The sequence below is a fragment of the Bradyrhizobium sp. NBAIM01 genome (genome assembly GCF_020194115.1).
Taxonomy (GTDB): domain Bacteria; phylum Pseudomonadota; class Alphaproteobacteria; order Rhizobiales; family Xanthobacteraceae; genus Bradyrhizobium; species Bradyrhizobium yuanmingense.
Genome location: NZ_JADYVU010000007.1, coordinates 318,104 through 340,047 on the forward strand (window position 1 = coordinate 318,104; position 21,944 = coordinate 340,047).

The 21,944-nt window shown below is 65.2% G+C and carries 26 protein-coding genes and 1 riboswitch; of the genes, 13 read left to right on the forward strand and 13 right to left on the reverse strand.

Going from position 1 to position 21,944, the window contains the following annotated elements; all coding sequences use genetic code 11:
• Positions 1 to 144: 144 nt before the first annotated feature.
• The 5 genes from I6F31_RS23805 to I6F31_RS23825 all read left to right on the forward strand — a co-directional run bounded on the left by I6F31_RS23805 (position 145) and on the right by I6F31_RS23825 (position 4,518).
• Complete coding sequence (locus I6F31_RS23805; RefSeq protein WP_036027134.1) at positions 145 to 1,227, forward strand: branched-chain amino acid aminotransferase; 1,083 nt, start codon at positions 145 to 147, stop codon at positions 1,225 to 1,227.
• 305 nt (positions 1,228 to 1,532) lie between these two features.
• Complete coding sequence (locus I6F31_RS23810; protein ID WP_036009354.1) at positions 1,533 to 2,057, forward strand: DUF2314 domain-containing protein; 525 nt, start codon at positions 1,533 to 1,535, stop codon at positions 2,055 to 2,057.
• 40 nt (positions 2,058 to 2,097) lie between these two features.
• The gene (gene hisS / locus I6F31_RS23815; RefSeq protein ID WP_225186196.1) at positions 2,098 to 3,618 is read left to right on the forward strand and encodes a histidine--tRNA ligase; all 1,521 of its coding nucleotides are present in this window, start codon (positions 2,098 to 2,100) and stop codon (positions 3,616 to 3,618) included.
• Positions 3,619 to 3,685: 67 nt separating this feature from the next.
• On the forward strand, positions 3,686 to 3,940 hold the full coding sequence (locus I6F31_RS23820) for a tautomerase family protein (protein WP_275498569.1): 255 nt from the start codon (positions 3,686 to 3,688) through the stop codon (positions 3,938 to 3,940).
• Between the two features lie 185 nt (positions 3,941 to 4,125).
• A complete protein-coding gene (locus I6F31_RS23825; protein WP_036009365.1) occupies positions 4,126 to 4,518 on the forward strand; it encodes a thioesterase family protein in 393 nt (130 codons plus the stop codon).
• Between the two features lie 18 nt (positions 4,519 to 4,536).
• Here the strand turns inward: I6F31_RS23825 and I6F31_RS23830 are convergent, their stop codons facing one another.
• The 3 genes from I6F31_RS23830 to I6F31_RS23840 all read right to left on the reverse strand — a co-directional run bounded on the left by I6F31_RS23830 (position 4,537) and on the right by I6F31_RS23840 (position 7,494).
• Positions 4,537 to 5,898, reverse strand: coding sequence for a flagellar basal body P-ring biosynthesis protein FlgA (locus I6F31_RS23830; RefSeq protein ID WP_036009368.1), 1,362 nt, complete (start codon positions 5,896 to 5,898; stop codon positions 4,537 to 4,539).
• Between the two features lie 67 nt (positions 5,899 to 5,965).
• A complete protein-coding gene (proC, locus tag I6F31_RS23835; protein WP_036009371.1) occupies positions 5,966 to 6,790 on the reverse strand; it encodes a pyrroline-5-carboxylate reductase in 825 nt (274 codons plus the stop codon).
• Positions 6,791 to 6,993: 203 nt separating this feature from the next.
• Complete coding sequence (locus I6F31_RS23840; protein ID WP_036009392.1) at positions 6,994 to 7,494, reverse strand: YbjN domain-containing protein; 501 nt, start codon at positions 7,492 to 7,494, stop codon at positions 6,994 to 6,996.
• 433 nt (positions 7,495 to 7,927) lie between these two features.
• Positions 7,928 to 8,086, forward strand: a riboswitch (FMN riboswitch).
• Positions 8,087 to 8,163: 77 nt separating this feature from the next.
• Between I6F31_RS23840 and I6F31_RS23845 the strand changes: the two genes are divergently transcribed.
• Positions 8,164 to 8,721, forward strand: coding sequence for a 6,7-dimethyl-8-ribityllumazine synthase (locus I6F31_RS23845; RefSeq protein WP_036009395.1), 558 nt, complete (start codon positions 8,164 to 8,166; stop codon positions 8,719 to 8,721).
• Between the two features lie 124 nt (positions 8,722 to 8,845).
• Here I6F31_RS23845 and I6F31_RS23850 read toward each other — a convergent pair whose 3' ends face one another.
• The 5 genes from I6F31_RS23850 to lgt form a co-directional block, all read right to left on the reverse strand.
• The gene (locus I6F31_RS23850) at positions 8,846 to 9,799 is read right to left on the reverse strand and encodes a ribose-phosphate pyrophosphokinase (protein ID WP_036009398.1); all 954 of its coding nucleotides are present in this window, start codon (positions 9,797 to 9,799) and stop codon (positions 8,846 to 8,848) included.
• A gap of 194 nt (positions 9,800 to 9,993) precedes the next feature.
• A complete protein-coding gene (locus I6F31_RS23855) occupies positions 9,994 to 10,611 on the reverse strand; it encodes a hypothetical protein (protein ID WP_225140470.1) in 618 nt (205 codons plus the stop codon).
• Positions 10,612 to 10,798: 187 nt separating this feature from the next.
• On the reverse strand, positions 10,799 to 11,566 hold the full coding sequence (gene pgeF, locus I6F31_RS23860) for a peptidoglycan editing factor PgeF (protein WP_225151012.1): 768 nt from the start codon (positions 11,564 to 11,566) through the stop codon (positions 10,799 to 10,801).
• Complete coding sequence (locus I6F31_RS23865; RefSeq protein ID WP_225151014.1) at positions 11,563 to 12,681, reverse strand: SAM-dependent methyltransferase; 1,119 nt, start codon at positions 12,679 to 12,681, stop codon at positions 11,563 to 11,565. The genes pgeF and I6F31_RS23865 overlap by 4 nt, the downstream gene beginning before the upstream one ends.
• Positions 12,682 to 12,701: 20 nt before the next feature.
• Positions 12,702 to 13,547 (reverse strand): prolipoprotein diacylglyceryl transferase, encoded by an 846-nt coding sequence (gene lgt / locus I6F31_RS23870; protein ID WP_225186197.1) that lies wholly within the window; start codon positions 13,545 to 13,547, stop codon positions 12,702 to 12,704.
• A gap of 198 nt (positions 13,548 to 13,745) precedes the next feature.
• Between lgt and I6F31_RS23875 the strand changes: the two genes are divergently transcribed.
• The 4 genes from I6F31_RS23875 to ychF all read left to right on the forward strand — a co-directional run bounded on the left by I6F31_RS23875 (position 13,746) and on the right by ychF (position 16,850).
• A complete protein-coding gene (locus tag I6F31_RS23875) occupies positions 13,746 to 14,009 on the forward strand; it encodes an accessory factor UbiK family protein (RefSeq protein WP_057027684.1) in 264 nt (87 codons plus the stop codon).
• A 185-nt stretch (positions 14,010 to 14,194) separates the two neighbouring features.
• Complete coding sequence (locus tag I6F31_RS23880; protein WP_225115004.1) at positions 14,195 to 14,911, forward strand: 50S ribosomal protein L25/general stress protein Ctc; 717 nt, start codon at positions 14,195 to 14,197, stop codon at positions 14,909 to 14,911.
• Between the two features lie 58 nt (positions 14,912 to 14,969).
• Complete coding sequence (pth, locus tag I6F31_RS23885; protein WP_225186198.1) at positions 14,970 to 15,581, forward strand: aminoacyl-tRNA hydrolase; 612 nt, start codon at positions 14,970 to 14,972, stop codon at positions 15,579 to 15,581.
• 171 nt (positions 15,582 to 15,752) lie between these two features.
• Positions 15,753 to 16,850 carry a redox-regulated ATPase YchF gene (gene ychF / locus I6F31_RS23890; protein ID WP_036009406.1) on the forward strand — a complete coding sequence of 366 codons (1,098 nt, stop codon included), beginning with the start codon at positions 15,753 to 15,755 and terminating at the stop codon, positions 16,848 to 16,850.
• Between the two features lie 114 nt (positions 16,851 to 16,964).
• On the opposite strand, the gene I6F31_RS23895 is transcribed toward ychF, so the two are convergent.
• Entirely contained in the window at positions 16,965 to 17,261 is a 297-nt protein-coding gene (locus I6F31_RS23895; protein WP_028134403.1) for a DUF4282 domain-containing protein, read from the reverse strand.
• Between the two features lie 179 nt (positions 17,262 to 17,440).
• Between I6F31_RS23895 and I6F31_RS23900 the strand changes: the two genes are divergently transcribed.
• From I6F31_RS23900 to I6F31_RS23910, 3 genes are all read left to right on the forward strand, one after another.
• Positions 17,441 to 17,893 carry a MaoC family dehydratase gene (locus tag I6F31_RS23900; protein WP_057027688.1) on the forward strand — a complete coding sequence of 151 codons (453 nt, stop codon included), beginning with the start codon at positions 17,441 to 17,443 and terminating at the stop codon, positions 17,891 to 17,893.
• On the forward strand, positions 17,893 to 18,372 hold the full coding sequence (locus I6F31_RS23905; protein WP_225147377.1) for a MaoC family dehydratase: 480 nt from the start codon (positions 17,893 to 17,895) through the stop codon (positions 18,370 to 18,372). The genes I6F31_RS23900 and I6F31_RS23905 overlap by 1 nt, the downstream gene beginning before the upstream one ends.
• Positions 18,373 to 18,745: 373 nt before the next feature.
• Positions 18,746 to 18,892 (forward strand): hypothetical protein, encoded by a 147-nt coding sequence (locus I6F31_RS23910; RefSeq protein ID WP_036009412.1) that lies wholly within the window; start codon positions 18,746 to 18,748, stop codon positions 18,890 to 18,892.
• Between the two features lie 38 nt (positions 18,893 to 18,930).
• Here the strand turns inward: I6F31_RS23910 and I6F31_RS23915 are convergent, their stop codons facing one another.
• The 4 genes from I6F31_RS23915 to I6F31_RS23930 form a co-directional block, all read right to left on the reverse strand.
• Positions 18,931 to 19,068: a hypothetical protein gene (locus tag I6F31_RS23915; RefSeq protein WP_007614812.1), complete on the reverse strand. Its 138-nt coding sequence runs from the start codon at positions 19,066 to 19,068 to the stop codon at positions 18,931 to 18,933.
• A 327-nt stretch (positions 19,069 to 19,395) separates the two neighbouring features.
• Entirely contained in the window at positions 19,396 to 19,818 is a 423-nt protein-coding gene (locus I6F31_RS23920; protein WP_036040066.1) for a hypothetical protein, read from the reverse strand.
• 355 nt (positions 19,819 to 20,173) lie between these two features.
• Entirely contained in the window at positions 20,174 to 21,082 is a 909-nt protein-coding gene (locus I6F31_RS23925; protein WP_225186199.1) for a hypothetical protein, read from the reverse strand.
• 372 nt (positions 21,083 to 21,454) lie between these two features.
• Positions 21,455 to 21,895 carry a nuclear transport factor 2 family protein gene (locus I6F31_RS23930; RefSeq protein ID WP_109145308.1) on the reverse strand — a complete coding sequence of 147 codons (441 nt, stop codon included), beginning with the start codon at positions 21,893 to 21,895 and terminating at the stop codon, positions 21,455 to 21,457.
• Between the last annotated feature and the right edge of the window lie 49 nt (positions 21,896 to 21,944).

A 21,944-nucleotide genomic window follows, 5' to 3' on the forward strand; every position in this document is an offset into this window, starting at 1 on the left:
ATGTCCTCGATGACATGCTGGCTGCGGAAACCGGCCGTAACATGGCTGGCGGCGGTCCGGCCAGAAACCAATCAAGCCAGCCGGGCCCGAACGGGCAGGCGGGCGCGAGAAACAGCGCCGCCACCGGCAGCGGGAGGCAAGGACATGAGCATGATATTCGACATCCAGCCCGCATCCAATCCGACGCCCGAGAAGGACCGCGTCGCCAAGCTGGTGGATCCCGGCTTCGGGCGGGTCTTCACCGATCACATGGCAATCGTCCGCTACAACCAGGCCAAGGGCGGCTGGTACGAGGCGAAAATCGAGGCGCGCGCCAACTTCCAGCTCGATCCCGCCGGCGCGGTCCTGCACTACGCCCAGGAGATCTTCGAAGGCCTGAAGGCCTACAAGCGCGACGACGGCGGGGTGAACCTGTTCCGTCCCGACGCCAATGCGCGCCGCTTCAAGGACTCGGCCGATCGCATGGCGATGGCGCAGCTGCCCGAAGACGTCTTCATCGAGGCGGTCGAGCAGGTCGTGCGCATCGACCGCGCCTGGATGCCGGGCGGCGAGGGCAGCCTTTACCTGCGGCCGTTCATGATCGCGAGCGAGACCTTCCTCGGCGTCAAGCCATCGTCCGAATACATCTTTGCGGTGATCGCCTCGCCGGTCGGCTCCTACTTCAAGGGCGGGCCCGCGCCGGTCTCGATCTGGGTGTCGGAGAACTACACGCGCGCCGCGATCGGCGGTACCGGCGCGGTCAAATGCGGCGGCAATTATGCCGCGAGCCTGCGCGCCCAGGCCGAAGCGATCCAGCACGGCTGCGACCAGGTCGTCTTCCTCGACGCGGTCGAGCGCCGCTACATCGAGGAGCTCGGCGGCATGAACGTATTCTTCGTGTTTGAGGACGGCTCGCTGTCGACGCCGCCGCTCGGCACGATCCTGCCCGGCATCACCCGCGACTCCATCATCACGCTCGCCCGCGACGCCGGCAAGACGGTGCGCGAAGAACCCTATACGCTCGAGCAGTGGCGCAAGGACGCGGCCTCAGGCAGGCTGAAGGAAGCCTTCGCCTGCGGCACCGCCGCGGTGATCTCGCCGATCGGCAAGGTGCGCTCGGTCAGCGGCGATTTCGACATCTCGGGCGGCGCCGCCGGCCCCGTCGCCATGGGCCTGCGCAAGCAGCTCGTCGACATCCAGTACGGCCGCACCAACGATCCCCACAACTGGATCCGCAAGGTGTTTTGATCACCCTCCCCTGGAGGGGTCCGGGACGAGCGTAGCTCGCCCGTGGGTCGATCGCGCGCAGCGCGAGCGGGGTGGGGTGATCTCTCAACACGGGCAGTGTTCGATGTGGAGAGACCCTCACCCCACCCCGTCTCTCATCTTCGCTACGCTCAGATGCGAGCCGACCACGGGCGAGCTACGCTCGTCCCGGGCCCCCGCCAGGGGAGGGTAAAAAGCGCAACGTTTGTGGCTTATTGCGCACTGAACGTGCTGCTGCCGACGTGCGACAAAGCCAGGACACAACAAGCGTCCCGGACATCGCGATCATGGCAACAAAGCTCTCCCAACCCATGAAATGGGTCGTTCTCGCCGCCATCACCGGCGTTTGCGTTTTCGGCATCCTGACCGTCGGCCCGACCCACGAGGTTGCTGCGCAAGACCGCTCGCCGATCGTCGATGTGCGCACCGGCGATCCCGAGATGAACACCGCGATCGCTCGCGCCCGCGGCTCGCTGCCGACTTTCTGGGCCTCCTATGAATCGCCCAAGCCGTCCGAGTCTGGTCACGCTTTGAAGGTGCGCTTTACGACCCGCAAGGGCGGGGAGCACATCTGGATCGGTGAGGTGAAGAAGCTGCCCGACGGGACCTTGACCGGCGTCTTCGCCAACGAGCCGCGCGATTTGCCGGGCAAGCGAGCCGGCGATAAGGTCAAGTTCGCGGAGGCCGACATCTCGGACTGGATGTTCATGCGCAACGGCAAGATCGTGGGCGGCGAGACTATTAAGCCGACGCTGAAATCGCTGCCGAAGGCCGACGCGGACGCGCTCCGGGCGCGAATGGAGCAGCCCTAGGGCAGTTGCCGCCTTGCGCCCCGGCTGGTAAACGCCGCGCATGGCCGAGAAACCCAAAAAACCCCAGAAACTGAAGGCGCGTCTGCCGCGCGGGCTCGAGGATCGCGACCCCGCCGCGATCCGGGCGACGCGCGAGATGGTCGAGAAGATCCGCGCCGTCTACGAGCTCTACGGTTTCGAGCCGGTGGAGACGCCGGCGATGGAATACACCGACGCGCTCGGCAAATTCCTGCCGGATCAGGATCGTCCGAACGAGGGCGTGTTCTCGTTCCAGGACGACGACGAGCAATGGATCAGCCTGCGCTACGATCTGACCGCGCCGCTCGCCCGCTACGTCGGTGAGCGCTACGGCACCGATGGTCTGGTGCTGCCCTATCGCAGCTACCGCGTTGGCTACGTCTTCCGCAACGAGAAACCCGGCCCCGGCCGCTTCCGCCAGTTCATGCAGTTCGATGCCGACACGGTCGGCTCGGCGACGCCAGCGGCGGACGCCGAGATCTGCATGATGGCGGCGGACACGATGGAGGCGCTCGGGATCGCGCGCGGCCAGTACCTGGTGAAGGTGAACAATCGCAAGGTGCTCGACGGCGTTCTGGAAGCCATTGGCCTCGCGGGTGAAGAGAATGCGGCGCGCCGACTGACCGTGCTGCGTGCGATCGACAAGCTCGACAAGTTTTCCGCCGATGAAGTGCGCAAGCTGCTCGGTCCCGGACGCTGGGATGGCGGCGAGGAAGGCAAGGGCGACTTCACCAAAGGCGCCAATTTGAGCGCGGCGGAAGCCGATGTTGTTCTCGCTATCACCAAGCCGCGCGAAGATTGGAAAGAAGCAATTGCCGCGGCAGAAACCTATCTCACCAAGAGCGAAGTCGGTCAGGCCGGCGTCAGCGAGCTGGAAGAGATTGCAAAACTGGTCACGGCCTCGGGCTATGGTGCGGATCGTATCAAGATCGATCCCTCGGTCGTGCGCGGCCTCGAATATTACACCGGTCCCGTCTACGAGGTCGAACTCCTGCTCGATACCAAGGACGAGAAGGGCCGCCCGGTGCGCTTCGGCTCGGTCGGTGGCGGCGGGCGTTATGACGGCCTCGTCTCGCGCTTCCGCGGCGAGCCGGTGCCGGCAACCGGCTTCTCGATTGGCGTATCGCGGCTGCAGGCCGCGCTGACGCTGCTCGGCAAGCTCGACACGCGGCCCGAGTTCGGCCCGGTCGTCGTCACCGTGTTCGACCGCGACCGCGTGGCCGACTACCAGAAGATGGTCGCGAGCTTGCGTACCGCGGGCATCCGCGCCGAGCTCTATCTGGGCAACCCGAAGAACATGGGCAACCAGCTCAAATATGCCGATCGCCGCAACTCACCTTGCGTCATCATCCAGGGCTCGGATGAAAAGGCGCGCGGCGAAGTGCAGGTCAAGGACCTGATCGAGGGCGCCAAGGCGGCCGCTGCGATCGCCTCCAACCAGGAATGGCGCGAGACCCGGCCGGCGCAGTTCTCGTGCAGCGAAGCCGATCTCGTCGCAAAAGTGCGCGAGGTCCTGGGCCGCCATGACGTGAAGTGGGGCTAGCTATTCGCAGGCCGCGTCATGCCCGGGCTTGTCCCGGGCATCCACGTCTTGTTTGATAGAAGAGAACGTGGATGGCCGGGACAAGCCCGGCCATGACGACAGCAGCAGGGAGAGAACAATGCCTGAGATCACCATCAGCATGGCCGAAGGCCGTACCGACGAGCAGAAGGCCGGCATGATGCGCGACATCACCCAGGCGCTGGTGAAGAATCTCGGCGTCGATGCCGATGCCGTCGTCATCCAGATCAACGAAGCCCCGCTCCGTCACAAGATGAAGGGCGGCAAGACCTTCGTGGAGCGTGCGGCGGCGGCGAAGAAGTAGCGGTCGACGGTTCTGCATTCACCGCTGTCGTCCCCGCGAAGGCGGGGACCCATAACCACAGGGAGTGGTATTGGGCCAGCTGGTAACTCCGAGCCTTCGCCAAACTTGATCCTGTGGTTATGGGTCCCGGATCTGCGCGCGCTTAAGGCGCGCTTGTCCGGGACGACACTGAGTGTAAGGGGTCCATGGACGCACGCGACTTCATCACAACAGGCATGAGCGCCGAGCGCACGCTGGTGGTCCCGGTGGAGCGCACCGTCGGGCATTTCGTGTCAGGCATGCCTTTTGTCTACGCGACGCCGATGATGATCCTGGAGATGGAGATGGCATCGGGTGATGCGATCCGCTCAGCGCTTCAGCCGGGCTGGGTCACTGTCGGTACCGAGGTCGACATCCGCCATCTTGCCGCCGCGCTCGTCGGTGCGACCGTGCGGACCACTGCAAAGGTGGTCGCGGTCGAGCGCCGCGTCATTCGCTTCGAGGTTGAGGCATTCGAGGGCCCGCGCAAGCTCGGCGAAGGCCGCCACGCCCGCGGGCTCGTCAATGTCGAGATGTTCAACAAGCGGCTCGGGGCTTAACGCGGCTGTGGATTTCGCCTAATCCAGCTTCCGCGCTTTTGGAGACGAATACGACGTTTCCTGCTCCCTGCGGAGACGCACGGCAGACAGCCTCTCGTCAATCGCCACATCCGCCCAGGTGATGCAGGTGTCTTTGGCTACCGCCTTGGTCAATCGCACATTGTGCGCAAGCCCGAGTGGCAGATAGCGCTTTTCAAGGGAGGTGCTGGCGGGCGTCAGTTTGCCGAAGACGGTGTAGCCACCTTCTCCGTCGAGCATGTCTCCCTCGCGCAAGTCCTTCTTGGCTGTGGCAGCAACATCGGCGTTGAACGTCGTGGCGACGCCTGTCGCCTCATTGCGCAGAGCGATCGAGGCAACTGAAATTCCAAGCTCCAGCCCTATGAGATGCCACTTCTTGTAGGAGCTCATGTAACGACCGCTCGGATCGGTGACGACGCTGTATTCCTGGAAACAGTTGCGGATGTAATCGCTGTCGCCTTCGAAACAGACCCACACGCCCTTGCGGATGTCGTTGGGGATGGGCCTGCCTTCGGCCGTCAGGCAGGATACGACCTCGACCTGGCCCTTGGATTCCAGGATGCCGCCCTCCGAACGGGGGCGCATCAGCGTGGGGATGTCGTCGACCGATCCCGGTGGGAATGCAAGGCCATGCGAGGGCGCCTCCAGGCCGGTTGCGTTCGCGATCGCGGCAGATTCAATCGCAGGCTTGGAGCCGTCGAGGAACGCGTTGAACATTTTTGGATTCATGCCCCCGCGCGCAGCTTGCTCTGCAGACAATCCCCAGTGATCCCAGACCGTTTCGGGCGTCGATTCCCGGTAATGCGGCAGCCATTTGTGGCCACGGCCCGCTGCCACGACGGGAAAACCGCAGGCCCTCGCCCAATCTACGAGGTCGCAAGCGAGAGCCGGCTGATCGCCATAGGCCAGGCTGTAGATCACGCCGGCCTGCCTGGCTCTCTGCGCGAGGATCGGTCCGCAGAAGGCGTCGGCTTCGACGGTCACGTTGATGACGGCCTTGCCTGCAGAAAAGGCGCCGAGGCAGTGCTCGACCGCCGCGACAGGATTGCCGGTGCACTCTGCGATCACCTCGATGCCTTCGCACTTCACAAGCGCTTCCCAGTCGTCGGTCAGGAAGGTCGTGCCGTACTTGAGAGCATCCCCGAGTGAGGTCGCGGCGAACTGCTCCGGGCGCCACCCCACCCGGTACAGGTTTTCGCGGGCACGCGATGGGGACAGGTCAGCAATTCCAACGAGATGGACGCCCGGCGTACGCAGGACTTGATGGAGATACATTGCGCCGAACTTGCCCGCCCCGATCAGTCCGATTTTGATGGGGCGCCGCTCGGCCTGTCGTTCGAGAAGTTTCGCGTAGAGGTTCACGATTGCTCTCCCTATCGGCAACGACCGGGATCGCCGCGCATTCGGCCGCCGAAGCGCTCTGATCCGTCTACTTCGCCAATTCCTTCGACCGCTGCGTGGCCGCGGCGATGGCGCGGATCATGAGTTCGCGCAGGCCCGGCTCGCCCATCAGCACACTGAGCGCGGCGGCCGTGGTGCCGCCGGGCGAGGTGACGTTCTGGCGCAGGGCGCTGGACGGCAGCTCCGACTGGTGCAGCAGCTCGCCGGAGCCGGCGACGGTCTCGCGGGCGAGCTTGGTCGCCAGCGCCTCCGGCAATCCCGCTTCGACGCCGGCGCGGGCGAGCTCCTCAGCGAGCAGGAACACATAGGCCGGGCCCGAGCCGGACACGGCGGTGACCGCGTCCATCAATCCTTCATCCTCGACCCATTCGACCGAGCCGGTGGCGCGCAGCAGCGCATCCGCCACCGCGCGCTGCGCGGCGCTGACGTTGTTCGCGGCAACAGCGACGGTGATGCCGCGGCCGATCGCTGCCGGCGTGTTCGGCATCGCGCGCACCACGGCGCCGCCACAGACCTCCTGGAGCGAGGCGATCGTGGTGCCTGCCATGATCGAGACCACCGACGTCTTCTCCGAGACGAACGGCTTCAGCTTGGCGCCGGCCTCGCGGAACATCTGCGGCTTCACCGCCACGACCAGCGTCTCGACGGCGCCGGCGGCGCTCACATCAGGATTGAGCACGACGCCCTTGGCGGCCAGCGCGGAGATCTCGGGCGCAATGTGCGGCTCGATCACCGCGACGCGGCGCGGATCGAGTCCGCCCGAAAGCCATCCGGTCAGCATCGCGCCTCCCATCTTGCCGGCGCCGGCAAGCAGGATTGTGCCGGTGACGTTTTGGAGGGTGCTGTTCGCCATCGGTGTCGCCAAATACTCGGTGTCGTCCCCGCGAAGGCGGGGACCCATAACCACAGGCCGTTCTAATGGACGGAGGGCAGAGCAACAAGCGTTGTGCCACAAGCGAAATCACGCGGTCTGGATCCCGGATCTGCGCGCGCTTTGGGCGCGCTTGTCCGGGATGACGTGGGGAGGGAGCTGCCGCCCTCGCGCCTTGGGAGGCCCTACGCTTCTCCGACCGTATCGAACATTGCCGCGTCCATCGCCTCCGCCGTGCTCTTGCCGGCCCACACCACGAACTGGAACGCGGGGAAGTAGCGCTCGCAGGCATGAATGGCGCCGGCGAGCATGACCTCGCATTGCGCCGGCGAGGCGGTGAGGCCGCCCGGCAGCACCAAGGCCTGGCGGTGCATCACCATGCCGGTGGTGGTCCACAGGTCGAAATGGCCGACCCACAGCTGCTCGTTGACAGCGGCGACGAGCCGCTGCACCTCGCCGCGGCGCGCGGGCGGAATCTTCATGTCGAAGGCGCAGGCCAGATGCAGCGCCTCGATCTCGCCCATCCAGGTAAAGGAGAGCTGGTAGTCGGTCCATTGTCCCTTGGAGACAATCGTGAGCTCGTCCTCGCCGGAGCGTTCGAACGGCCAGTTGTTGCTGGCGGCGATGTCCTCGACCACCGCGAGCGGATGGTTTCTGGAATCGATAGTGCCTTCGAGCAGGGACATGCCGTCTCGACCTCTTGCCTTCTTGTTGTCTTTGATACGCACGCGGTTGGGCCCGGCGCGCACTCCCTAAAACGTCGCTGCGGCGTCCCTCGGATCAGCCTTTGCAATCCCCTCGGAGTCGCTGTTGCGATCCCTCGGATCAGCGCAGGCCTGTCGCGGATCAAGTGATGTGATTTGCGGAATCTGCGCAACGGGGTCGCGAGTCCGTCCACAAGCCAGGACTCGTTCGTCCACAGCTCATCTCCGCCACAATTCTTAACGGACGAGAACAAACCGGAATCGGATTCGGCAAAAAAGCTCGCCGCAAATTCCGTGAGGCGAGGGCCGGACCGCCGTGCGGGCATGGGACCATGCGCTTGGCCCATGCGGAACATGCTTGCCGCGACTGCCCGGCGGCGGCATATTTCGTGATAGGCCGTTCATCCCGGACGGCCGATGTTCTCAGGGCGGGGTGAAAGTCCCCACCGGCGGTAAGGGCCGAACGGCCCAAGCCCGCGAGCGCCTTCCGCGAGGGCTATCCCGAACGGAAGGGTCAGCAGATTCGGTGCAACTCCGAAGCCGACGGTTAAAGTCCGGATGAAAGAGAACGGTCGCTGGCAGACGCATCGCAAGGTGCGGCTGTTTGTCGTTCCGTGTGCCCTGATTCTGGTCCTTAAACCGAGGAAAGCCATGAATCAGATGCTGCAAGACCCCCAAAACGAAACGTCCCAAACGCCGCCGCCGGTTCCCGTGGATCCGGCCCCTGCGCATCCGCGTTTCGCCAAGCCGCAGCGGGTGGCCTTCGTGCAGGCCTGCTGGCACCGCGACGTGGTCGCGGAAGCCCGCATCGCCTTCATGAAGGAGGCGGAAGCCCGCCACCTCACCCATGTCGACGTGTTCGAGGTGCCGGGCTCGTTCGAGATCCCGCTGCACGCGCAGGTCCTCGCCAAGACGCGGCGCTACACCGCGATCGTCGCGGCCGGTCTCGTCGTCGACGGCGGCATCTACCGCCACGAATTCGTCGCCGACACCGTGATCAAGGCGCTGATGGACGTGCAGCTGCGCACGGAGGTGCCGGTGTTCTCGGCCGTGCTGACGCCGCAGCAATTCCACGAGACCGAGGTGCACTACGATTTCTTCCGCAAGCACTTTGCGATCAAGGGCGTCGAGGTCGCGACCGCCTGCGCGGAGACGTTGCACGGCCTGGAGCGCCTGCGCGGCCAGGTCGCAGCGGGGATCGTGGGGTAGGCAATGGTCATTCCGGGGCGCGCGCAGCGCGAGCCCGGAGTCCATTGATCGACACGGATTGCTGCAAGATGGATTCCGGGTTCGGCGCTGACGCGCCGCCCCGGAATGACGGTGCTAGATCAAATCAGTCGAACAGGCTCGACACCGATTCTTCCGCCGCCGTGCGCGCGATCGCATCCGAGATCAGGCTGGCGATCGGCAGGGTGCGGATGTTCGGCGCCTTGGTCACCGCGTCGGTCGGCAAGATCGAATCGGTGATCACCAGCTCCTTCAGCCTGGAGCCGGCGATGCGCGCCGCCGCGCCGCCGGAGAGCACGCCGTGGGTGATGTAGGCGTAGACGTCCTTGGCGCCCTTGGCGAGCAGCGCATCGGCCGCGTTCACCAGCGTGCCGCCGGAATCGACGATGTCGTCGACGAGGATGCAGGTGTGGCCGGAGACGTCGCCGATCACGTTCATGACCTCGGATTCACCCGGGCGCTCGCGGCGCTTGTCGACGATCGCGAGCGGGGTGTTGATGCGCTTGGCGAGGCCGCGCGCGCGGGCGACGCCGCCGACGTCGGGCGAGACCACCATCGTCTTGGTCAGGTCGAACTTGTCCTTGATGTCGCGCACCATCAGCGGCGCGGCGAACAGGTTGTCGGTCGGGATGTCGAAGAAGCCCTGGATCTGGCCGGCATGCAGGTCGAGCGTCATGACGCGGTCGACGCCGGCCTGCGTGATCATGTTGGCGACGAGCTTGGCCGAGATCGGCGTGCGCGAGCCTGATTTACGGTCCTGCCTTGCGTAGCCGAAATAGGGCAGCACTGCGGTGATGCGGCGCGCCGAGGAGCGGCGCAGCGCGTCGGTGATGATGAGCAATTCCATCAGATGGTCGTTGGCGGGGAACGAGGTCGACTGGATGACGAAGGCATCCGAGCCGCGGACGTTCTCCTGGATCTCGACGAAGATCTCCATGTCGGCGAAGCGCCGCACCACCGCCTTGGTCAGCGGCAGGTCGAGCCCTTGCGCGATCGCCTGGGCGAGGGCCGGATTGGAGTTGCCGGCGACGAGCTTGATGGAGCCGTTTTTGGCCGACATGGACGCTTCCTCCCGCGCTTTGCTGGATACGACCTTCAACATCTGAGAATACCCGCTGGCAGCACGGTTACGACGGGCGAGGAAATATCAGGCGGAAGGCCGCAATGGCAACCCGGGATGCTACGTTTTCCCTTCGAAAATCCTGAGTCGGGCCAACGGCTTGGCCGCAAGTTGAGGCCGTGGTTTCGCGGGGGTTATTGCTCGGCATAGCCGAGCGCTGATGCCGGCATGTCCTGCGCGGGAGCGTCCTTGACGACGCTGGCCACCGCCGGTCCCCGCAATGCCGGAGCCGCGCCGGGTGCATCCGGCGTTCCGTTGATCATGTTGGAAAGTCCGCTGAATCCGGCCTGGGCGATCTTCCGCAGCACGAGGTCGTCGGCAGCCGACCACGCGTCGCGCCCGCCCTTGGCCGAGGTCGGTTCCTCGCCGGAGAGACGCAGCGCGCGCTGCTGGTTGGCGTCGTAGACGTCCCAGACCCAGGCGATCACGGTCTTGCCGCGCACCACCTGGGCGGAGAGGTAGCTGCGCACGCGATAGGCAGCCGTACCTTCGCGGGAGACCACGGACAGGCTGCGCAGCTTGGATTCGCTGTCGAGCACGCCGACCATGCGGTCGAACACTTGCGGAGGTGGCCCGTCGATCGATTCGAAGGCGATAGTGGCCCCGCTGCCGGCGCTCGGCGCCATCGCATAGGAATTGGCGGCACTGCCGCCGCCGCCGGCGCAGCCGCCCAGCGCGGCCGCCGCCACCAGCAGCATGACCGCCAGCACGCGCGAACCCGCGCGGCGGAAGATGAATGACGCGTCCCTCATTATGGAAGGCAGCGATATCGTTAAAATCGATTAAGGTCTAGGGCAGGCGCGACACATCCCCACTGTCATTCCGGGGGCGATGCGCAAGCATCGAACCCGGAATCCATTTCGCCGCGTGAATTGCCGCACGATGGATTCCGGGTTCTCGCTTCGCGAGCCCCGGAATGACACGGGGTTGCCCCTGTGTTCACCCATCCAGCGCAATCGCGTGAACGTGACGGCCGTAATCCGGCTCCTTGCGATGGACCGAACGCCGATAGCTGAAGAAGCGCTCGTCGGCGTAAGTATCGAGGCCGAGATCGTCGATCATCAGGATGCCTGCGGCCTCGAGCCGCTTGCGGATGTAGCCGGCGAGATCGAACATCGCGTGGCCCTCGCGCACCGAGGGGATGAAGAACACAGTGTTCTCGGCATCCTGTTCGATGAAGCGCGCGACGAACTCGTTGCCGACCTCGTAGCTGTCCTGGCGGATCAAGGGGCCGATCGCGGCGATGATGCCGCCGCGCGTGGCGCCGAGCTGCTCCATCGCCGCGATGGTGGAATCCAGCACGCCCGTCAGTGCGCCCTTCCACCCCGCATGCGCGCCACCGATCACGCGCGCCTGGGGATCGACGAACAGCACCGGCCCGCAATCGGCGGTGGAGACGCCGAGCGCGATGCCTGGCGTCTTCGTCACCAGCGCATCGCCCTTCGGCCGTGGCCCGCTCGGCCACGGTGCCTCGGCAACCAGCACGTCGGGCGAATGGATCTGGTGCAGGCTGAGGAAGCGCTCGGGCGCAACGCCGACATGCTCGGCCATGCGGCGCCGGTTCTCGGCGACCAGGGTCTGATCGTCGTTGGAGCCGAGCCCGCCGTTCAGCGCGGAATAAATGCCGCCGGAGACGCCGCCTTCGCGGGTGAAGAAGGCATGGCGCAGGCCGGGCACGGCCGACAGCAGCGACGAAGCTATCGTCATGAGGCCTCTCCTGTCTGTTCGAGATCGCTGAGGCCGGCAAGGCTTGCCAGCCGCGGCTCCGAGATGCCGAGCACCTTGAACATCGAGCCCATGCCGCCACGCCCGGTATCGGTCAGGCGCTTGAGCGCCACCGAAATGTCGGTGGCGACGTCGGGCGCTGCTTTCTGCATCAAGGCGGCGGCGCGGGTGTCGATGCCGATCCGCTTGAGGAAGTCGCCTTGCGTGACCGGCCCATGCACGCGCGCGCCGACGTCCTCGGCCGCGCGCGCCAGCGCCTGGAAGTCGACATGGGCGGTGACGTCGGCCTGGCCCGGCGCCTTCAAGGGATCGGCGAAGGTGTGGCGCGCAATCGCCTGGAACGTGTCGCCGGCGTCGCTGCGGAGGTGGCCGTAATCGATGATCAGCGCCGCGCCGTCCTGGTCGCGCACGCGCGTGGCAAGCTTCATGATCTCGCCGTCGGGGCGCCACTCGAACACGGCGCCGATGGGGGCGGCGCGCACCAGGGGCGGCAACAGCACGTCGAAGCGAGGCGTCGGCTCCGGCGCCGCGCCGAACTGAAGCTTGCCGTTGGGATCGATCTCGATCACGCGCTCGTGCCAGCCGTTCTCGAGCCGGACCATCTGGTGGATCGGCAGCACGTCGAAATATTCGTTGGCGAGGATGATGCTGGGGCCCTCCGGCACCTCGTCGATGCTGTCGTGCCAGGCGATGTTGCGCACGTTGGCGAGCGTCGCGCTCTGCCGGTCCCGCAACACGGGATTGACCTCGACCATGTGGATGTGGAGCGCCTGGTAGAGCGGGGGCAGCACGCGGAGCGCGCGCAGCGCATCCGCCATCATGGTGCCGCGGCCGGGGCCGAGCTCGATCAGCCGAAGGAACTGCGGCGAGCCCATCTGCTTCCAGACCGAGGCGGTCCACAACCCCAACAGCTCGCCGAACATCTGGCTGACTTCGGGCGCCGTGGTGAAGTCGCCCTCGCGCCCGAGCGGATCGCGCGAGACGTAATAGCCGTAGCGCGGATGCATCAGGCACAGTTCCATGTACCGCCAGACCGGCATCGGCCCGGAAGATTTGATCAGCGCCTTGATCTCGTTGAGCAGCGGCTGGTCGGTCACGGCGATCTTCTCGAAATGAATTAACGAATGGCCTGGACGGGCGTCGGCGCACCGCGCCTCACTGCCAATACAATAAGAATGAGGCCGACGATAAGCATCGGGATCGACAGCAGCATGCCCATGGTTAATCCGCCCCAGAGAAAACCGAGCTGCGCGTCCGGCTCGCGGAAATGCTCGCCGGCGATGCGGGCCAGGCCATAGACCAGGATGAAGGCGCCGAGGATCATGCCGGGGCGCTTCAAGGCACCGAACCGGATCATGATCGCGAGCACGGTGAACAGCAGGATGCCCTCCATGCCGGCTTGGTAGAGCTGGCTCGGATGCCGCGGCAACTGCGTCGGATCGTTGGGGAAGATGATCGCCCAGGGCAGGTTCGGGTCGGTGGCGCGGCCCCACAATTCGCCGTTGATGAAATTGGCGATGCGTCCGAGCAACAGCCCGACCGGGGCGACCGCGGTGGTGATGTCGCCGAGCGACAGGATCGAGATGCCATTGCGCCAGGCGAACCACATCACCGCGACGACGCAGCCGAGGAAGCCGCCGTGGAACGACATCCCGCCCTCCCACAACTTAAAGATCGCGGCGGGATGATCGATGAAGAAGGGCAGGTTGTAGAACAGCACGTAGCCGGCGCGGCCCCCCACGATGATGCCGAGCGTGACCCACAGGATGAAGTCGTCGATCTGAAGCAGCGAGATCGGCGCGGGTCCGCCCCACAGGCGTTCGCTCTTCAGCAGCGCGCGGGCATAAAGCCAGCCGAACACGATGCCGCAGATATAGGCCAAGGCATACCATTTGATCGCGAACGGACCGATCTCGAGCGCGATCGGGTTGAAGGCGGGGAAGTCGATGAGCAGAAACGGCATCGCGCCTTCTGTGTCCAAGCGGGATCGCGGCGGTCGGCGCCGGCAGACGCCCCGTGATTCCTCTTATGCAGGGACGTTGAATACGATTGCAAGGAAACCGGCGCATGACAAGGATACCGCCGCTTCGCTCTTGAACCGGCCCCGTCGGATTGCCATTGTCATTCTGCGTGTTCGCGCAAAGTTTATCGGAGGCCCACAATGACCCAGACCAACAACCGGTTTTTCGACGAGATCGGCCGCCTGATGAACGACGCCGCCGGTGCTGCCCAGGGCGTCAAGCGCGAGTTCGATTCCGTGATGCGCAGCCAGGCCGAAAAATTCCTGCGCGACATGGACCTCGTCAAGCGCGAGGAGTTCGAGGCGGTCAAGGACATGGCGCGCCTTGCGCGTGAGGAGAACGAAGCCCTGAAGGCGCGGCTCGCAGCGCTGGAGGCGAAGCTCGGGGGGACCCCGACGTCGTAAAGCGCGGTCTCTCTGACCAACCCCCTCCAAGGGAGGGTGCCAGCCTATTCTCCTTGTCATTTCCGCAGCTTCCGGGTAAAAGCCCGCCACGTCCGCGGCCCCCGCACCCCTGGAGGCTTGCTGTGGACCATGCCATGGGCCGCCTTGCGGCCCATTAACTTTTGCAAAAACAAGGACTTAACGACATGGCGACGACCGTCAAGGAATTGAAGGCGACCGCACGTCCGAAGAGCGGCAAGGGGGCCGCCCGGGCTGAGCGTCGCGCCGGGCGAGTGCCCGGAGTGATCTACGGCAACAACCAGCCCCCGCTGACGATCTCGATCGAGGATCGTGAACTGCGCCAGCGCATCCTTGCCGGCCGGTTCCTGACCACGCTGGTCGACATCGACCTCGAGGGCAAGAAGCACCGCGTCATTCCGCGCGACTATCACCTCGACCCGGTCAAGGACTTCCCGATCCATGTCGACTTCATGCGGCTGGGCGAAGGCGCCACCATCCGCATCAGCGTTCCCCTGCACGTGGTGAAGGCGGAAACCTCCCCGGGCGTGAAGCGCGGCGGTACCGTCAACATCGTCGCCCACGCGATCGAGCTCGAATGCGGCGTCGAGAGCATCCCGCAATATATCGAGGCCGATGTCGGCGCGCTCGAGATCGGTCACTCCCTGCATCTGGCCGACGTCAAGCTGCCGGCCGGCGTCAAGGCGCTGACCCGCGAGGACGCGACCCTTGTCACCATCGTGCCGCCGTCCGGTTACGCCGAAGAGCAGAAGGCCGCTGCTGCGGCTGCCGCTGCTGGTGCGGCCCCGGGCGCTGCGGCTGCTCCGGCCGCTGGTGCTGCGGCTCCGGCTGCTGCTCCTGCCGCTGCTGCCAAGGCTCCCGCCGGCGGCGACAAGAAGAAGTAATCTCTCGAAGCTGGCGCGCGGTCCTTGACCGCGCGCCGAGCGGGGGGCGCGCCGCGTCATGCGACTCTTTGTTGGGCTCGGCAATCCCGGCGCGAAATACGCACGTAACCGGCACAATATCGGCTTCATGGCCGTCGACGAGATCGCGCGGCGTCATGGTTTTGCGCCGTGGCGCCGCCGCTTTCAGGGCGAGACCTCGGAAGGTGCGCTCGGACCCGAGCGCGTGATCCTGCTCAAGCCCACGACCTACATGAACGAGTCCGGACGCAGCGTTCAGGAAGCGGCGAGCTTCTTCAAGATCGCCGCGGGCGACACCACCGTGTTCCACGACGAGCTCGAGCTGCCGCCAGGCAAGGTGCGGGTGAAGATCCGCGGCGGCATTGCCGGCCACAACGGCCTGCGCTCGATCTCGGCGCATATCGGCAACGATTATCGCCGCGTGCGCCTCGGCATCGGTCATCCCGGCGTCAAGGAGCTGGTGCACGGCCATGTGCTGTCGGACTTCGCCAAGGCCGACAACGAATGGGTGACGACGCTCTGCGACGCGGTGGCCGAGCACGCCGCACTGCTTGCCAAGGGCACGGACGCAACCTTCGCCAACAGGGTGCATCTGGCCATGCAGGCGAAGGGGTTTTTGACCAAGGACGAGAACGGAGAGAAATCGAGCTGATCTCTCTCCGTCATGGCCGGGCAAAAGCGCGAAGCGCGTCTTTGCGCTAGATGCCCGGCCATCCACGTCTTTCTTTCTCCGCGGAGCGAAGGACGTGGATGCCCGGCACGAGGCCGGGCATGACGACTTCAACGCACGCACGCGCCCGCGGCGCGAAGACTGGAAGAGACCATGGGATTCAAATGCGGGATCGTCGGATTGCCCAATGTCGGCAAGTCGACCTTGTTCAATGCGCTGACCGAGACGGCCGCGGCGCAGGCCGCGAACTATCCGTTCTGCACCATCGAGCCGAATGTCGGCGAGGTCGCCGTGCCCGATCCCAGGCTCGACAAGCTCGCGGCCATCGCCAAGTCGGGCCAGATCATCCCGACCCGGCTGACCTTCGTCGACATCGCCGGCCTCGTGCGCGGCGCCTCCAAGGGCGAAGGCCTCGGCAACCAGTTCCTCGCCAATATCCGCGAGGTCGACGCCATCGCGCATGTGGTGCGCTGCTTTGAAGATTCCGACATCACCCATGTCGAAGGCAAGATCGCCCCGCTCGCGGACATCGAGACCATCGAGACCGAGCTGATGCTCGCCGACCTAGACAGCCTCGAGAAGCGCGTCGACAATCTCACCAAGAAGGCCAAGGGCAACGACAAGGACGCCAAGGAGCAGCTCGATCTCGTCAACCGCACCCTGGTGCTGTTGCGCGAAGGCAAGCCCGCGCGCCTCGTCGAGCGCAAGGCGGAGGAGGAGCGGGCCTTCTCGATGCTCGGCCTGCTGTCGTCCAAGCCCGTGCTCTATGTCTGCAACGTCGAGGAAGGCTCGGCCGCCACCGGCAACGCCTTCTCCAAGGCGGTCGAGGAGCAGGCGGCGAAGGAGGGCGCAGTTGCCGTCGTCATCTCCGCCAAGATCGAATCCGAGATCGCGACCATCTCGCGTGACGAGCGCGCGGACTTCCTGGAGACCTTGGGCCTCGAAGAAGCCGGCCTCGATCGCCTGATCCGCGCCGGCTACACCCTGCTCGACCTCATCACCTACTTCACCGTGGGCCCGAAGGAAGCGCGCGCCTGGACCATCTATCGCGGCACCAAGGCGCCGGCGGCGGCCGGCGTGATCCACACCGATTTCGAGAAGGGTTTTATCCGCGCCGAGACCATCGCGTATGACGATTACGTCGCGCTCGGCGGCGAAGCCGGTGCCCGCGATGCCGGCAAGCTCCGCCTCGAAGGCAAGGACTACGTCGTCGCCGACGGCGACGTGATGCATTTCAGGTTCAATACGTAGGAGCTGGTCATTCCGGGGCGCGCGAAGCGCGAGCCCGGAATCCATCTATACGCTTGTTCTGTGGCTCAATGGATTCCGGGCTCGCCTCTTCGAGGCGCCCCGGAATGACGGGAATCACCGCATCCCTGATCCCTGGTCCCGGATCGCGCCGAGATGCTCGTTGATGCGGAAGACGATCAGGATCAGCTCCGCGACGATGCGCGAGAACACGATGCCGACCACGACGCTGGCGATCGACGACAGCAGCACCAGGAAGCCGCCGAATGGGCTGATCGCCATCGCGGCCAACCCTGAGAAGATGCCGGAGAGCCCGAACAGGCAGATCAGCGCGATCACCAGCCAGTAGAAGGTCTTGATGATCGTCGGCGTGATGAAGCGGTCCCACTGGAACAGGTCGCTGAATGAGAACATTGCTCTCCCCAAGGCAAATCGCAAGGCAAATCGGGACTTCAAATCGGGCTTCGGCCGTCGATCGATCCGACTCAAATCAACGCCGATCTCAAGTATGTAGCACGAGCCATGCGGGCCGGCGGGTTGAGATTGCCGCAAAGTGCGGCCACAATCTGTCATTCCCGCAAAGCTTTCCCGAGATGACCCTGACCTTCGAAGATTTCCCGCCTGGCCGGTTCGGAACGTTCGGCCCGCGCCACGTCACCCGCGACGAGATATTGGCCTTTGCCGCCGAGTTCGATCCGCAGCCGATGCACCTCGACGAGGCGGCAGCAGCTGAGAGCATGCTGCGCGGCCTGTCCGGTTCGGGCTGGCACCTGTGCTCGCTGATGATGCGGATGATGGCCGACGGCTTCATCACCCGCGCCGCGTCGCTGGGATCTCCCGGCGTCGACGAGGTGCGCTGGCTGTCGCCACTGCGGCCTGGCGACGATCTCACGCTCGACGTCGATGTCCTGGAAGCGCGGGCCTCGAAGAGCCGACCTGAGCTCGGCATCGTCAAGTTCAAATGCACCGCGCGCAATGCGGCGGGGCAGGCGCTCGCCGAGATGATCTCGCCGATCCTGATCAAGCGGCGCGAGGGAGCGGCCTGATGCGGTTCTTCGAAGACATCGCGATCGGTCAGCGCCGCGAGATCGGCGCCTATACGTTCACCGCGGAAAAGATCAAGACCTTCGCCGCCAAGTTCGATCCGCAACGCTTTCACCTCGACGAGGAGGAGGGCAAGAACTCGCTGTTCGGCGGGCTCGCGGCCTCGGGCTGGCATGTCGGCTCGGCCTGCATGAGCCTGCTTGTCGCCGACGGCCAGCGCCTGGCACGCGAGGCCGCCTCGCGCGGCGAGGAGGTCGCGGTGTGGGGCCCGTCGCCGGGCTTTCGCGACCTGCGCTGGATCAGGCCGGTGCTCGCCGGCGACACCGTCGCTTACGTCAACGAAGTCATCGACAAGCGCGCCTCCGCCTCCCGTCCCGGCTGGGGCATTTTGACGGCCCGCACCACCGGCACCAACCAGCGCGGCGAGGAGGTCTATTCCATCACCGCCTCCGCCTTCGTGCCGCTGCGCAAGGGCGCGTGATTTAGAATTGATCGAGCTGGTCGCGGTTCCTTCACCTCTCCCCGCTTGCGGGGAGAGGTCGAATTCGATCGCAGATCGAATTCGGGTGAGGGGGTACAGGTCTCTCGACCGCCGCCTATACGGAGAGACGCCCTCACCCCAACCCTCTCAGCGCGAGCGAAGCTCGTCGCGCCCCCGTAAGAACGGGGAGAGGGAGAGGAGAAACCGAGCGAGTGTTGCCCGCGCGCTATGGACGCGATTCCGGGTGGCTGCCATAAGCCTGCGCAACATGGTTACGGCGAAGCGGTTTCGCGGAACCAGTCAGTTGCTAACTAATTATGAACCTGTCGCTGTCTATTTGAAACGAATAGGCAGACGACAGGGGACGAGGACCATGGCTGATCGCGGCGCACTCAAATTTGTTGGATTCATCTTCGCGACCGCGACGCTGGCCGTGATGCTGGTCGCGGGCATGGTGGCGAAGGGCTACGCCGATGGCGCCTACACGCTGGAAGCCTCGACCGCGGAAGCGGCCCGGTAAGAATTCGTTAACGATCGCGGCCGGCATCCGGCCGCAGCTCAGCGGCTATAGACGAACGCCAGGATGGCGATCGCAACCGCCAGCAGCCCGACAAAGCGCAGCATGATCGTGCCGAATTGATTCGGCGCGGGCCGCAACGGGATCGGGTCCGTGGTGTCGGGCCGAATGCTTTCCATCTGAAATGTCCCCTGAGCCCGGCCGTAGCTGCACGGGCGCTTGGCGTTGGTCGCCGGGGTGGGCCGGAGGGTTCAATGGTGGCCGTTGGCCGCGCCACATTCTCCGCTGTCATGCCCCGGCTTGTCCGGGGCATCCAGTACGCCGCGGCCTATCGACTCAATCACCGGCGCTGGTGGAATACTGGATCACCCGCCCCTGTGCGCAATTGCGCACTAGGCGGGTGATGACACCTGTGTTGGAGAAACGGCTGCGTGACCCACCAACAAATCAAAACCGCCGCGCTCCCTTCCGGAACGCGGCGGCCAATGATGCGTTCGTGCCGGCGATCAGCTGTTGCGCAGGCCGTCGGCGGCGCGCTTCCACTGCGCGACGTTGTCGGCGATCATGCGGGTCGATTTCATCGCGGCCTGGCTGAGCTGGGCGTAGCCGGAGATCTCGCGCTGGACGCGCTGGCCTTCGGCGTGGAGCAGGTCGCGCAGGCTCTCGAGCTCGGAGATCAAATTCTCGATCTCGGCGAGCGAGGTGCCGGCGACGCGCTGGATCAGCGAGTTGACGTTGTTGACGGTGGCTTCCGCGCTCGGGTCGAGCGGCGGCGCGTCGGCGGTTGTCGCGGCCGGACGGCGCAGATAGGCGATGTCGTTGCGGACGAAGTCGCGGATGCCGGCTTCGACCTCGGTCACGGCGGCGAGGTTGGTGTCGACCGTCTCGGTCTCGGTGGCTTCGATCTTTTCGGGACGCATGGCGTTCATCGTTATTCCCCTGTTCGCGTTGAGCGCAGCGCGAGTGTCCCCCGCACGACGACGTCTGTGAGGCAGGCTGCATCAGGGCGTCCGATTTTGACCGCAAATGGGCCAAGATGCGGCAAGGCCGGACCATTCGGGGGTTTTGCCGTGGCGTATGGTTAGGGAAGGGTGAATCGCGTGCGAGGTGAATGCGCGGTCGGCCGGTGTTTCACGCCCTCGCCCCGTTCTTACGGGGAGAGGGTGGGGTGAGGGGCTGCTTCCGCGATCACGGTGAGAGTTGGACTCGCGGAGAGTCCCCCTCACCCGGAATTTGCTGTCGCAAATTCCGGCCTCTCCCCGCAGGCGGGGAGAGGCGAAGACACTACCAGCTCTTCTTGAAGCCCGCCGTCACGCTCTTGTTCAGCGTGCCTTGCGAGGTTTCACCGACCGAGCCTGATACGGTGACGTTGTCGAACAGCTTCTGCTCGGCGCCGAGCTTGCGCAGCCATTTGTCGTCGGTGGTCGACAGCGTCTGGCCGGCAACGATGCTGGTGCCGGTGTCGGTCACGGTGACCTTGGCGCTCTGGTCGGTCTCGTAATTGCGCGTGACGTGGCCGCCGATGCCGGGGACCGCACTGGTGCCCTGCTGGTTGACGCTGTAGCCGTTCTGCAGCGTCAGCGAGGTATCGCCCGACAGCGGCACCGATTTGGTCAGTGACGCCCCGATCTTGCTGTGCTCGGCGCCGGGATCGACCCTGGCTTCCACCGCGGTCTTGTCCCAGATCGCGCCCGCGCCCGGCGCGGTTGCCGTCGCCCAGGCGCTGCCCGAGGATTGCGGCAGGTTGCCGTCGTTGGTGGCCTTCTGCGCCAGCAGCTCGGACATCGTCCTGGGCTCGCTCGCCAGCGTCATGTCGGCGCCGACTCGGGTATCCCAGAACGAGGACACCGATTGCTTCACGGTCACCGCCGAGGAGCCGTTGGCATTGGGATTCGACGTCCAGTCGAGGCCTTCCCTGGCGGCGGCCTGCGCGCGCTTCTTGGCGGCCATCGGGTCGATGCCGGTCCCGGCATCGACCGCGATCTGGCTCCAGTCGAGCTTGTCGACGTCGATGCCCTTCATGATGTCGGGATCATTGACGTCGGGGGCTTCGGCCGCCTCGGCCTCGTCGTCGGATGCGGGTGCGGAGAAGGGCGGAATGATCTGTGCCTGTAACGTCAGCACCGAGCCCAAGATGAATGCGGCCGCCAGCAACGGCAGCCTGGTCCAGCCAAACCCTGTCGAGAATTCCATCGTCCTGCCCGCGAACCCCAGCGCATGCTGTCCGCCCCACTATAGCGGTCGCAATGACCATGCGCCATTCCGGCGCTGAAAGTGCCGGTTTATCGTTGCGGAATTGTGGCGGTTCGCAAGGGGAGGCGAACCAACGGGCCGCGCGAAAGGCGCGCGCCCGATGACAGGTTCGTGATGCGACGGCATCCGGCGGGGCTGGAGGCCAGGACGTCGCGATCGCCTCGTCATCGGTCCCGAACAGCGGGGCCCGTTGGCGTCCCCCCTAAAGCGCGATGATCATCATCGCGCTTCAGGTTGTTGTTTGCGCATGATCTTCTCGGAAAACCGCTTCGCACTTTGCGCTAACGCGGCCCTTCGGAGCCGGATCATGCGTTAGCCGACGCTGGTCATCTTCGGCAGATGAATGGCGCGGCCGAGTGCCTGCTCGACCAGGTCGAAGGTGTCGATCAGCACCCGCATGCTGATCAGCTTGCCGGCCTTGAACTGGGCGAACTGCGCCACGCGCAGGCTGATCGGCTTGTTGGAATCCAGGGCCGTCAGCGAATAGCGCACCATCGAGGCGGCGGAATCGACGCCCAGCATGATGCTCTCGCGGTCGAAGCGGCGGACCTGGAAATTGTCGGCGAGCTGGCGGATGACGTCGAGCACGGCATCCTTGCCCTGGCGCGCGCCGAGGAACGGAAACATGTCGATCGGGCCGTAGAGCGCCCACTCGACGTCCTCGTCGATCAGGGCCTCGATATCCCTAAAATCCCGGTCGTTGATCGCGCGGTGCAACGCACGCGAGAAACGCCAGAGGCTGTGCTCTGTCATTTGGGGCAGTCCTGAAGGTGGCTTTACGGAAAAAAACGCCAAACAACCC